13 protein-coding genes are annotated in these 11,263 nt (G+C 56.5%); 3 read left to right on the top strand and 10 right to left on the bottom strand.

All coding sequences use genetic code 11. From position 1 onward, the window contains the following. On the top strand, positions 1–1,165 hold a 1,165-nt coding region (locus E1297_RS36105; RefSeq protein WP_155146924.1), incomplete at its 5' end, for an Hsp70 family protein. 95 nt (positions 1,166–1,260) lie between these two features. Here E1297_RS36105 and E1297_RS36110 read toward each other — a convergent pair. The 6 genes from E1297_RS36110 to E1297_RS36135 all read right to left on the bottom strand — a co-directional run bounded on the left by E1297_RS36110 (position 1,261) and on the right by E1297_RS36135 (position 7,491). After that, a complete protein-coding gene (locus E1297_RS36110) occupies positions 1,261–1,728 on the bottom strand; it encodes an Hsp20 family protein (protein ID WP_155146746.1) in 468 nt (155 codons plus the stop codon). Positions 1,729–1,853: 125 nt separating this feature from the next. Beyond that, entirely contained in the window at positions 1,854–2,672 is an 819-nt protein-coding gene (locus E1297_RS36115; RefSeq protein WP_155146748.1) for a serine protease, read from the bottom strand. After that, positions 2,669–3,460 carry a trypsin-like serine protease gene (locus E1297_RS36120; protein ID WP_209016212.1) on the bottom strand — a complete coding sequence of 264 codons (792 nt, stop codon included), beginning with the start codon at positions 3,458–3,460 and terminating at the stop codon, positions 2,669–2,671. The genes E1297_RS36115 and E1297_RS36120 overlap by 4 nt, the downstream gene beginning before the upstream one ends. Positions 3,461–3,579: 119 nt before the next feature. Continuing rightward, the gene (glcF, locus tag E1297_RS36125) at positions 3,580–4,902 is read right to left on the bottom strand and encodes a glycolate oxidase subunit GlcF (RefSeq protein ID WP_155146751.1); all 1,323 of its coding nucleotides are present in this window, start codon (positions 4,900–4,902) and stop codon (positions 3,580–3,582) included. Positions 4,903–4,906: 4 nt separating this feature from the next. Then, the gene (locus E1297_RS36130) at positions 4,907–6,007 is read right to left on the bottom strand and encodes an FAD-binding protein (RefSeq protein WP_155146753.1); all 1,101 of its coding nucleotides are present in this window, start codon (positions 6,005–6,007) and stop codon (positions 4,907–4,909) included. A 41-nt stretch (positions 6,008–6,048) separates the two neighbouring features. Then, the gene (locus tag E1297_RS36135; protein ID WP_209016220.1) at positions 6,049–7,491 is read right to left on the bottom strand and encodes an FAD-linked oxidase C-terminal domain-containing protein; all 1,443 of its coding nucleotides are present in this window, start codon (positions 7,489–7,491) and stop codon (positions 6,049–6,051) included. Positions 7,492–7,578: 87 nt separating this feature from the next. Here E1297_RS36135 and E1297_RS36140 point away from each other — a divergent pair, with 87 nt between their 5' ends. Further along, the gene (locus E1297_RS36140) at positions 7,579–8,289 is read left to right on the top strand and encodes a DUF599 domain-containing protein (protein ID WP_155146756.1); all 711 of its coding nucleotides are present in this window, start codon (positions 7,579–7,581) and stop codon (positions 8,287–8,289) included. A gap of 36 nt (positions 8,290–8,325) precedes the next feature. Then, positions 8,326–8,673, top strand: coding sequence for a hypothetical protein (locus E1297_RS36145; RefSeq protein WP_155146758.1), 348 nt, complete (start codon positions 8,326–8,328; stop codon positions 8,671–8,673). 3 nt (positions 8,674–8,676) lie between these two features. On the opposite strand, the gene E1297_RS36150 is transcribed toward E1297_RS36145, so the two are convergent. From E1297_RS36150 to E1297_RS36165, 4 genes are all read right to left on the bottom strand, one after another. Then, positions 8,677–9,111: a flavodoxin family protein gene (locus tag E1297_RS36150; RefSeq protein ID WP_209016213.1), complete on the bottom strand. Its 435-nt coding sequence runs from the start codon at positions 9,109–9,111 to the stop codon at positions 8,677–8,679. A gap of 52 nt (positions 9,112–9,163) precedes the next feature. Continuing rightward, on the bottom strand, positions 9,164–9,634 hold the full coding sequence (gene rlmH / locus E1297_RS36155) for a 23S rRNA (pseudouridine(1915)-N(3))-methyltransferase RlmH (RefSeq protein WP_155146762.1): 471 nt from the start codon (positions 9,632–9,634) through the stop codon (positions 9,164–9,166). A gap of 44 nt (positions 9,635–9,678) precedes the next feature. After that, positions 9,679–10,038 (bottom strand): ribosome silencing factor, encoded by a 360-nt coding sequence (gene rsfS / locus E1297_RS36160; RefSeq protein WP_058276550.1) that lies wholly within the window; start codon positions 10,036–10,038, stop codon positions 9,679–9,681. Between the two features lie 164 nt (positions 10,039–10,202). Next, positions 10,203–11,263, bottom strand: a 1,061-nt coding sequence (locus E1297_RS36165; protein ID WP_155146926.1) for a mechanosensitive ion channel family protein, incomplete at its 5' end; no start/stop codon positions are given.

Raw genomic sequence — 11,263 nt, forward strand, 5'->3', positions numbered from 1 at the left:
ACTTGTTGAAATGGAAGCCGGGCAATTCACTCTGCCGACGACGTTCTTCTTTGATTTCGAAACCCGGAAAACGCTGATTGGAGAGCCCGCAAACGCGGCACTTCTTGATGGCGCCGAAGGACGTTTCATGCGTGCGCTCAAACGCGTCTTGGGCACCAGCCTGATGCATGAGAAGCGCCAGATACTGAATGAGCGGGTGACATTCGTCGATATCATTTCGCGCTTTCTGAAGCAGATCAAAACCCGCGCTGAAACCCAGGCCGGCCGCCCAATCGACGCCGTGCTATCGGGACGCCCGGTTGTTTTTCACGGCACCGGCGATCCCCGCGAAGATCAGGCCGAAGCAGATTTGCGGGCGTGTTATCTTGCTGCAGGCTTCAAGCATATCGACTTCATGCCCGAACCCGTTGCGGCAGCCATTTCCAGCGGCGCATTAGATCACCCGGACCAGATCGGACTAATCGCAGATATCGGAGGTGGTACATCCGACTTCTCCCTGTTTCGCTCACGGCCCGAAGGCATTGAAATTCTTGCCAATCACGGTGTTCGCATCGGTGGCACGGATTTCGACCGGTCGATCAGCGTTGATCTGGTCATGCCCCTGCTGGGCAAAGGAACGCTTCTGCGCAAGGTGATCGGCCCGGGTACAACACCTGCCCCTGCCGCGATTTTTGGTGATCTTGCCACCTGGGAGAAGATTCCATTTCTCTACACGCCGCAGAACCAGCGCATGGCGGATGAGATGGTTCGGCTGGCCGAAGAACCTGGAAAGCTGGCGCGCCTCTCCACCGTCCTCAGGGACGAATTGGGCCACGAGCTTGCCTTTGCTGTCGAGCACGGCAAGATCGCGGCCAACAACCACGACTCCAGCCCGTTGATTGAACTGGACCAGATTGAGCGAAATCTGACCGTACCCGTCGCACCTGAAGCACTGGATCAAATTCTCGAAACACATTCGAAGAAGCTGACCGAAGGTGTTTCAGAAACCCTGCGGCTTGCAGGCGTGAAAGCTGTACAGGTCGATCGTATCGTCTATGTCGGCGGATCCAGCCTGATGTCGACTGTCGCAGGAACGCTCAAGGCCGTTTTTCCCGAGGCACAGCATACATTTTCAGAGGTGTTCACTGCCGTGACGGATGGATTGTCCATCGCAGCCAACCGCTAGCAGCCGAAACAAATTTCGCCCCGTGCCTGGAGGAGCACGGGGCGTTGCGGTAACCTTGGGAGGAAGCGATTACCGCAGCTTCTGCGTTTGCCGAATTAGTTGACGGCTTTGGCGTCGACGACGTCCTTCTCAATCGCCTTTTCCGAAGAAATCTCGATCCGGCGCGGCTTTAGTGCTTCGGGCACTTCACGCTTCAGATCGATATGCAGCATGCCGTTCTCATGGCTGGCGCCGGTGACACGCACATGGTCCGCCAGTGCGAAACGACGCTCGAACGCGCGGGTGGCGATGCCACGGTGCAGATAGCTGCGCTCTTTGTCTTCGGCGGCTTTCTTACCTGAAACGACGAGGGAGTTTTCCTTCACCTCGACCGACAGATCGGATTCCGAAAAACCGGCGACCGCAACCGAGATACGGTAGGTGTCAGCATCGGTTTTTTCGATGTTATACGGGGGATAGCTGGGCTGAGCCACGTCATTGGTCAGAACACGGTCCATCATGTCGGCGATCTGGTCAAAACCGATAGTGGCGCGGTTCAGCGGTGCAAAATCAAAACTACGCATGTTTCGTATCCTCATTCTTGAGCGATTAACGATGTCTTGCCCTCCATTCGGACGGGCGGTGATGAATACCGGACCCCGTTTGTGGCGATCCGGTACAATTCACATGGGTAGCAATCTGACTGAGTTCAAGACCCGCCGGAACTGATGAATTTTGCCCCGGAACTGGACTTGCCCGATCCCACCTGCAGGCGGCGGATCGAGGCCTTGGGTTTTGGCGCATCACGGCGCATATCCGCCTTGAGGCCGGAAACGATGTCGGCCAATTCCATGCCAAAACCAACCTTGCGACGCCCATCCGAATAGACCGCCGAAACAACCGATAGAATCTGCCAGCGAGGTCCGTTCTTGGCCAGAATAGCCGACCCCGAGGATCCAAAGGTGATGTCGCAATCAAAAGTGATCAGTCCCTGTCGCCTTTCCAGAATTCGGCAGGACCGCTGGCGGGTGATTGCCTCGGACCGCCCACGCCCATATGAGGCAATGCTGATTTCGTTTCCGGCTACCCTGCCACTGTGCAACGCAAACGGGTCGGCGATTGAATATGGAATCGGTTGTTCCAACCGCATCAACGCCACATCTGCCCGAATGCTCTCGGGCGACAGCGGCGCGTTGGCTGCATAATCCGGATGAGCTGCTATCTGTACGACTTTGCGCTCTGCCAGCGCCTCTCCGTCACTGAGACCGGCCCGGAAAGTCACCTCACCGGGGACATAGGGCTTACCGGTTTTCTTGTCCAAGGCGCAATGCGCGGCGGTCAGCACCAGATCCTGTGCAATCAATGTGCCGGTACAAAAGGATTGCTTGCCGATATCAAGGCGGCCAATCGCTTCCCAGCCATACAGATCATCCCGGTCGGTCAGCCTGCGTTTGTTACCGGTTTGGGCTAGGGACGCAGTGGCCAGCAATGAAATGCAAAGAAAAAAGCTAAAAACAAAACGGATCATGGTTTGATAAATCTCGCCCCTATATTCTTGCGTGGCTCGCCTGAGCTTGAAGACGCTCCAAAACCTCGTCCTGCGGACAATTCTGACTTGAGTAACTGCAGCGAATCCTCCAGTGCGGTACCAAGGGACACGCGCTGCCCTTCCATCCGCGCCATCGCTGCAACGACTGACACTATGCGCGGACGCTCACCAGACAGCGAAAATACCGGAGCGCCGGAGGAGCCAAAGTTCACGTTGCACGACATCACCAGAACACCCGCCTGCCGTGTCACAACCGAACATACCTCTTGCAGAGACGGCGCTTCGGCCCGGTCTTCAGCATAAGAGACGACACCAACCTCTTCGCCACGACGGGGCCAGTCCCCCGTTTCAAACGGAATAACCGTCGTATTGCGGATCGGTTGCCAGAGCTCGATCAACGCAATGTCGTTGCGAACGCGCATGGTCGAGGTTTCTTGATCGTAGTGATACTCCGGGTGAATAACGGCCTGACGCGCGGCCCTGTAAGCCGAAGCACGACCAAAGCGCCAACCAGCCCGAAATTCGATCTGTTCCGGATCAATTCGCTGGCGGGTAGATTTGTCGAACAAACAATGTGCTGCAGTCAGAACCAGAGTTGGCGAAATCAATGCTCCGGTACAAAATCCGATTCCATCGATCTCAAGCCGTCCGACAGCCATCCACGCCCGCCCGGAATCGGTGGTTTCGAGGCTTTTCAGCCCCGTGTCCTGCGCCATCGCTGCCATGGGCAGCATACTCAACGCGAAGGCCCTGATCCAGTTACGCACGCGTTTCTCCGGCCGTTCATTGCAAGCCATTTTTCATATGCGCTGCGTTGGGCGAAAATAGGGCGAAGGAAACATGGGCTGTTTTGGCAAACAACTGATGCGCGACTGCATCAGCTATGTCAGCGCAGGATTGGCACCTCTGAAGCGCCGTCATTTCCTTGCCGTAAGGTACTTGGCATGGGCCCGCCGGACGCCCAGTCCAGCAATTCAACGGTGTGCAGGATCGGCACATCGGTGCCCGAGCCGATCTGCATCATGCACCCAATGTTGCCTGCCGCTATGACATCCGGGTTTTTGGCCTCCAGCGTCTTTACCTTCCGCTGTTTGAGCTTCGATGAAATCTCCGGCTGCATCAGATTGTAGGTTCCTGCACTGCCACAGCAGAGATGGCTATCCGCAGGCTCTACTATCTTGAAACCCGCACGTTTCAGGAGATCTTTGGGGTGGGATTTGATCTTTTGACCGTGTTGCAGCGAACAGGCCGCGTGATATGCGACGGTCATGTTCTTGTCGCTACTTTGTGGCATTTCCAGCTGCATCAACAACTCGCTGACATCCATCGCAATAGCGGAAACCCGTGCGGCGTCATGGGAGAGGGGATCGTTCCGGAACATGTGGCCGTAATCCTTGACCGTGGTTCCGCAGCCCGAGGTGTTAATAACAATCGCATCCAGTCCGGCACCATCCATTTCCCGTGCCCAGGCCTTGATATTGGTTGCGGCTGCCGCATGACTGTCGTCGGTTTTACCCATGTGGTGTGTCAGCGCCCCACAACACCCGGCTCCTTCGGCGACCACCACTTCGCACCCCAGACGGGTCAGCAATCGGATCGTTGCATCATTGATGTCGGTATTTAATGCCTTTTGTGCACACCCCGTCATCAGAGCAACGCGTTTGATGCGCGGTCCGTCAGCTGCAAAACTCTGCGGATCGTCGTTTCGACTTACCGGAGGGATAGTCTTTGGCGCCATATCCAGCATTGCCCGCAAGCGCGCATCCGGCATCAGAAACCGGAAGGGGCGCCCCAGTTTGGCTCCGATCAGCGCCCACCGAAACCGCATCGGATAAGGCAGGATCTGCGCCAGAACCCAACGCAGTATGCGATCCGTAAACGGGCGTTTATAGTTCGCCTCAATGTACTCGCGCGCGTGATCGACCAGATGCATATAATGCACGCCGGACGGACAGGTCGTCATGCAAGACAGGCACGACAGACAACGATCGATATGTTTCACCGTCTTTTCATCCGGCACACGCTCGTTTTCCAGCATATCCTTGATCAGATAGATGCGGCCACGTGGGCTGTCCAATTCGTCTCCCAGCACCTGATAGGTGGGACAGGTGGCTGTGCAAAACCCACAATGCACACAACTGCGCAATATCTCGTTGGACCGCTGAATGGCGGGATCTTGCAACTGCTCTTCGGTAAAGGTCGTCTGCATTGCCCTATCCCATCAGCCCCGGATTAAAGAGACCACGCGGATCAAAGCGATGCCGCAATCCTTTTGACAAAGCCGCAACTCCGGCAGTCTCTGGTTGAAAGCGCCCAAGCCTTTCAATGGTTTCATCATCGGCCCGTACAATCGTTGCATGCCCGTCGAACGCCCCCAACCGGTTACGCAGATCAGTGCCTTTCGGCATCAGAGCCCAAATCAGCCCGCCACCCCAATCAAACAGTGTTTTCTCTGCCTCAACCCGGGCAGCAATTTCAGGGGCGTCACCGGGCTTGACTGAAATTCGCCAGACGTCTCCATCAGCGCCCTGAAAAGACTCAACGTTCCGAAATGCACGCCAGAGATCATCGGACGCATCAACTGGTGCCACTTCACCAATATCGGATAGCTCCGCCTGCAACTGTCCGACCCTATAGGCGATCGAGTCCGAGAAACCCTCGACTCGCAAGTAGGCGAACCCGGCTTTCGGATCATAGGCTGCGCCGGTCACTTCGTACGGGGATTTCAGGGCGGTTGATAAAGCGCGCACAGCGGTCATGGCATCGGTGACCCGGATCCCAACAGTCGCCATCGCCTCAGGTTTAGGCAAAACCTTCAGTGAAACTTCGGACAATACACTCAGCGTACCCCAAGACCCCGCCATGAGCTTGACCAGATCATAGCCGGTGACGTTTTTCATCACCCGGCCACCATTCTTGATCACCTGTCCCGTTCCGTCGACATACCGGACGCCCAGCAGGAAGTCCCGGCAGGCCCCGGCCTGTATCCTTCGTGGGCCAGAGATATTCGCTGCAACGACACCACCAATAGTCGGCTCGCCTGCCGCACCCAGTAACCCGCGATGATCCATCGGTTCAAAGGCTAGCTGCTGACCTTCAGCCGCAAGCGCGTCTTCAATCTCGACCACCGGAGTGCCTGCCTTTGCAACAAGCGTTAGCGCTCCGGGTTCGTAGAGAGTGATGCCGCTCAGGCCTGTGGTGTTGATTGCTGTTTCGGGACCGCCAATACCACGCGTTCCACCCCCGACAATCCGCAACGGTTCGTTCTGCCCGGCCACCAGCTCGGCCAATTCGGCCTCAGTATCAGGTCTCATATCTGTTCATCTTTTCCAAAACGCTCTGGGAGAGGGAGAGACTATTCCGCAGCGATCCGCGTAACGCGGCGCGGCGCAGATGCATCCAGCGGAAACACCTTGGCCGGGTTCAACAACCACTTCGGATCAAACACGTCCTTGACTGCCATTTGAGCCTCAAGGTCTTGCTGAGTGTACTGGTGGGACATCAGATCCCGCTTTTCGATGCCGACGCCATGCTCACCCGTGAGGCATCCGCCCTCATCAACGCAAAGCTTGAGGATTTCGGCGCCAAAGGCTTCGCATTTTTCCAGATCGCCAGGCTTGTTGGCATCAAACAGGATCAGTGGATGCATATTGCCGTCACCTGCATGGAACACGTTACCCACTGCAAGGCCATACTCTTTGCTCAACTCACCGATACGGCGCAGGACTGCTGGCAAAGAGGACACCGGGATCGTGCCGTCGAGGCACATGTAGTCATTGATCTGACCCATCGCGCCAAAGGCAGATTTCCGGCCTAACCAGATACGTGCACTTTCCTCGGCAGACTGGCTTTCCCGCAGCTCGACAGGATTATGACGCCTGGCGATCTCGACGATTTTTGCCAGCTGGCTGTCAATCTCGGCCTCTGACCCTTCGACCTCTACAATCAGCAATGCCTCGCAATCCGGATAGCCGGCATGCGCAAAATTCTCACAGGACTGGATACACAAACGGTCCATAAACTCGATTGCCACAGGCAGGATACCCGATTTGATGATGTCAGAGACACATTGCCCCGCCACCTCATTGTCATCGAAACCCATCAGGACAGGTCTGGCCCCTTCGGGTTTACGCAGAATGCGCAGCGTTGCTTCGGTTACGACGCCCAACTGTCCTTCAGACCCGCAAATCACCCCCAGCAGATCCAACCCACCCGCGTCCAGATGTGCGCCGCCGATTTCGACCACACTGCCATCCATCATGACCATGGTGACACCCATCAGGTTGTTGGTCGTCACACCATACTTCAGGCAATGCGCTCCACCTGAGTTCATGGCGATGTTCCCCGCAATCGCGCAGGCAAGCTGCGATGACGGATCAGGCGCATAAAAGAAATCCTCTTCTTCGACCGCCCCGGTCACGCTGAGGTTGGTGCGTCCTGTTTGAACCCGGATGAAGCGATTGTCATAGTCCACTTCCAGCACGTCATTCATGCGAGCGACGCCCAAAATCACGCAATCTGCCGTTGGCAAAGCACCGCCGGCCAATGAAGTACCCGCACCTCGCGGTACGACTGGCACCCCCTCTTCGTGGCAAATGCGCAGCACATCCGAGACTTCCTGGGTGGTCGAAGGCAAAACCGCGATCATTGGCGCGCATTTGTAAGCTGTCAGCGCATCACACTCATAAGCCCGCGTCTCGGCCTCGTCATGGATCACCGCGCCAACTGGTAAAACCTGTTGAAGACGCGCGATCACCCCGCTTTTACGCGAGATCACGTCAGGATTTGGCTGCGGCATTTCCATGGCTGATCCTCCATTTGGTAAAATAATATTACCAATTTCTTCATCTGGCAAGTTCTCACATCAGGACGTACTGTCGCGCTCATGACCTGGATCGACCGCGCCCTGTTGTTTTCACCACTCGACTATCTGGCCATCCTGCTGCTTTTGCTGGCATGGCAGGGAATTGGCTGGCGTATCGAGAACCCGTCCGCGCAAAAACCCTCGGTTTCCATGATGATGGACGACTTCCGCAGGGGCTGGATGCAAGAGATGGTCACCCGGCAACCGCGGATGTTTGATGCTCAAGTCGTCGCGGCAATGCGTCAGGGCAGCACGTTCTTTGCATCGACAACAATGATTGCGATTGGTGGTGGCCTCGCCCTGCTGGGCAATACCGAGCGCCTCGCCGGGGTTGCACAGGATCTTGCAATTGGCAGTGCCCCGGCAATGGTCTGGGAAATAAAGATCCTGATTGTGGTGCTGTTTCTGTCTAACGCATTTCTCAAATATGTATGGGCGCATCGGCTGTTTGGTTATTGCGCAGTAATTATGGCTGCTGTTCCAAATGATCCCGAAGATCCGCAGGCCTATCCCCGTGCAGCACAGGCAGCCGAAATCTGTGTGACAGCTGCCCGCAGCTTTAACCGCGCCCTGCGTGTCACTTATTTTGCCCTAGCTGCCATCGCTTGGATTTTGGGGCCCCTTGCTTTGATACTCACGACACTCATCACGCTTGGTGTGCTTTATCGGCGCGAATTTGCCTCTCATTCCCGCGGCATTCTGATGAGCATGCCTCCGAACACAGAGACGTGATCGCCATTTCGCACCTGAATCCGTAGGTTGCAGACTATGCGATATCTGATTCTCAGCGCCTTGCTTGCGACTCCCGCCTTTGCCGATCCTTCCGTGATCGAAAACGTCTCAGCCAGCCGTAGTGGAGACACGTGGCGTTTCGATGTCACAGTTCGCCATCCCGATACGGGCTGGGATCACTATGCCGACGGCTGGCGGGTTCTGGACATGGATGGGAATGAACTGGGTATGCGTGTCCTGCATCATCCGCATGAGAATGAACAGCCCTTTACCCGTTCTCTGGGCGGGGTCACCATTCCGGACGGCATAACTCAGGTACAGATTCAGGCTCGTTGCAGTGTCGACGGATGGGATACCGAAACAACGCTGGTGCAGCTTAACTGATCTTCAAAACACGCCCAGACTGAGACCCGCAGCTAAGGCTGCTCCGATCTCTGCGCATTTCTCAAGCTCGTCGTTCCGGATTTTCTTTTCCGCCAGAATCGCCTCGGGCGTTTGCGCATGTGTGCAAATGATCAGCGGTGGCTGTACTTCTTTCAACCGCCAGCCTGTCGCAATCCGCGCAATCTGACGGGCCGCATTCTCACCGTCAGAACCTGCGCAGACCATTTGCGCGTAGGGTTTGCCTTCGATCTTGCCCAACACTGGATAGTAGCTGCGGTCAAAGAATTCCTTCATCAAACCGGAAATGGCAGCAAGATTTTCGGGTGCACAAAAGATGTACCCATCCGCCAACAGCAAATCTTCTGGTCCGGCCTGATCCGCAGGCTTTAGAACAGTATCCGCTTCTTCTTGCGCAGCTTTGGCCGCTGCTTCAGCCATTTGCCGACTGCCGCCCGTACGTGAGTGATAAACAATCAAAAGCTGCGACATGTCAGACCCGGTGGTAGGGACCGCCAGAAAGGATGGTTGCGGCCCGGTAAAGTTGCTCGGCCAGCATCACACGGACCAACATGTGGGGCCAGACCATGGACCCAAATGAGATGGAAAAATCAGCCTCGGCCCGCAGACTAGGGTCTATTCCGTCCGCGCCACCGATGATCAGCGCCAAATCCTGACGCCCGGCATCACGCCAGCCACCCAGTTTCTTGGCAAAATCCGGCGAGGACATCACCCGCCCCCGTTCATCCAACGTACAAATCACTGCACCCTTGGGCAGCGCCTTGCGCAGCAACGCGGCCTCGGCACCCATCCCTGCATTTTTCTTATCTTCGACTTCAATAACCCGTGCTGGACCAAGGCCCAGCGCACGGCCGGTCCGGTCTAATCGGGTCAGGTAATCATCAAGCAGGGTCTTCTCCGGTCCGGCACGCAATCGCCCGACCGCACAAATGCTGATACGCATATATCTCTCGCCGCCGGCCTGTTAATGCAGGCCGGGATGGCGCCTCAGTTCGCCGAGGCGCTGCCGCCCTGAGGCAGCCACATCTTTTCCAGCTGATAGAATTCACGCACTTCGGGGCGGAAGATATGGACGATCACATCGCCCGTATCGATCAACACCCAGTCGCCGGCATCCTTGCCTTCGACCTTCGAGGTGAAACCGAATTCCTGCTTGATGCGATCCGTCAGCTTTTCCGCCATGGCCGAGACCTGACGGGTCGACCGACCCGAGGCAATCACCATGTGATCCGCAACCGACGATTTGCCTTGCAGGTTGATCTGCACGACATCTTCGGCCTTGTCATCGGAAAGTGAGGAAAGGATGCGTTCAAGCAGCTTGTCGCTGATTGACTGAGAGTGGGCCATTACACCAGCCCCATCTTCGGCGGGCAAACCCGCCTGTGTATGTAGAGACAGGACATAGTCCTCCTTTGCTGCGCGCCATGAAACCCCGGCGCCGGGGTACTAATAAGGTAACAAGGGGAATGCAACATTTCAATGAACGGACGCTTCTGGGTCCGCACGCGCAGTCACTCTTTGGCAATCTGTTGCGCGACTGCGTCGTCCGACAACAGCCGAACTTCTCGCTGCGGGAAGGGGATAGAGATACCTTCTTCTTTGAAAGCGTCCCAGAGGGCGAGATAGACATTGCCGCGGATATTGGTCAGCCCTTTGGTCGGATCGCTGATCCAGAACCGCAGAACATAGTCCACGCTGCTATCGCCAAATCCGGTGATGTGGCAGACCGGCTCATGCGTTCCACCGCTCAGCACGCGCGTGACGGCTTTTACCGACCGGATCGCGGTTGCACGCACCTGATGCGGATCGTCGTCATAGCTGGTCCCGAAATCCAGATCGAGCCGCACAAAACGGTCTGAATGCGACCAGTTCACAACCTGATTTGTGATCAGATCCTCATTCGGGATCAGATACTCCCGCCCGTCCCGCGTCACCACTGAGACATAGCGCGCGCCCAGCGCATTTATCCAGCCAAACGTATCACCCAGCGAGATCACGTCGCCCGGTTTGATCGACCGGTCCATCAGGATGATGATCCCGGAAATCAGGTTCGACACCACTTTTTGCAAGCCAAAACCGATGCCCACACCGATCGCGCCGGACAACAACGCGATACCGGTCAGGTCAAATCCAAGGGTGCGGATCGCAGCCAGAAAAACCGCGCCATACAGAAGCACCTGAATGCCCTTGGCCAGCAAAACCTGCATGGATGGGGTGATGTCGTCATTGCCCTTCAATCCACGTTCGGCAGCGCGCGTGCCCAGCCGGGCAAGCGTCAGCAGTATTCCGATCAGCAGTACTGCCTTGATGATACCGAGCGCTGAAATGTGCAGATCGCCAACCGAAATCGCCACTCCATCCAAAAAGTCGGCCACATCGTCCGTCAGATTCAACGCGACCAGCGTTGCATAGATCCACATCGACCACTTGAATATCCGCCTGAGTGTTCGGTTGCGCACCAGCCGGGCCACCATTGCAATGACAAGCCAGGCCACCGCCAAGGTCGCGAACACGCCGATCAGATAGCTGCGTGACGGCCAGGTGACTTGCTGCATCACCAGATACAGCCCCC

Source organism: Roseibium sp. RKSG952 (assembly GCF_009711355.1).

What these genes read in the sequence shown, in the direction of transcription:
- E1297_RS36110 (WP_155146746.1), bottom strand. Translation starts at nt 1,728, where the DNA reads ATGCGTAGTTTTGATTTTGCACCGCTGAACCGCGCCACTATCGGTTTT.
- E1297_RS36115 (WP_155146748.1), bottom strand. Translation starts at nt 2,672, where the DNA reads ATGATCCGTTTTGTTTTTAGCTTTTTTCTTTGCATTTCATTGCTGGCC.
- glcF (WP_155146751.1), bottom strand. Translation starts at nt 4,902, where the DNA reads ATGCAGACGACCTTTACCGAAGAGCAGTTGCAAGATCCCGCCATTCAG.
- E1297_RS36130 (WP_155146753.1), bottom strand. Translation starts at nt 6,007, where the DNA reads ATGAGACCTGATACTGAGGCCGAATTGGCCGAGCTGGTGGCCGGGCAG.
- E1297_RS36135 (WP_209016220.1), bottom strand. Translation starts at nt 7,491, where the DNA reads ATGCCGCAGCCAAATCCTGACGTGATCTCGCGTAAAAGCGGGGTGATC.
- E1297_RS36140 (WP_155146756.1), top strand. Translation starts at nt 7,579, where the DNA reads ATGACCTGGATCGACCGCGCCCTGTTGTTTTCACCACTCGACTATCTG.
- E1297_RS36145 (WP_155146758.1), top strand. Translation starts at nt 8,326, where the DNA reads ATGCGATATCTGATTCTCAGCGCCTTGCTTGCGACTCCCGCCTTTGCC.
- E1297_RS36150 (WP_209016213.1), bottom strand. Translation starts at nt 9,111, where the DNA reads ATGGCTGAAGCAGCGGCCAAAGCTGCGCAAGAAGAAGCGGATACTGTT.
- rlmH (WP_155146762.1), bottom strand. Translation starts at nt 9,634, where the DNA reads ATGCGTATCAGCATTTGTGCGGTCGGGCGATTGCGTGCCGGACCGGAG.
- rsfS (WP_058276550.1), bottom strand. Translation starts at nt 10,038, where the DNA reads ATGGCCCACTCTCAGTCAATCAGCGACAAGCTGCTTGAACGCATCCTT.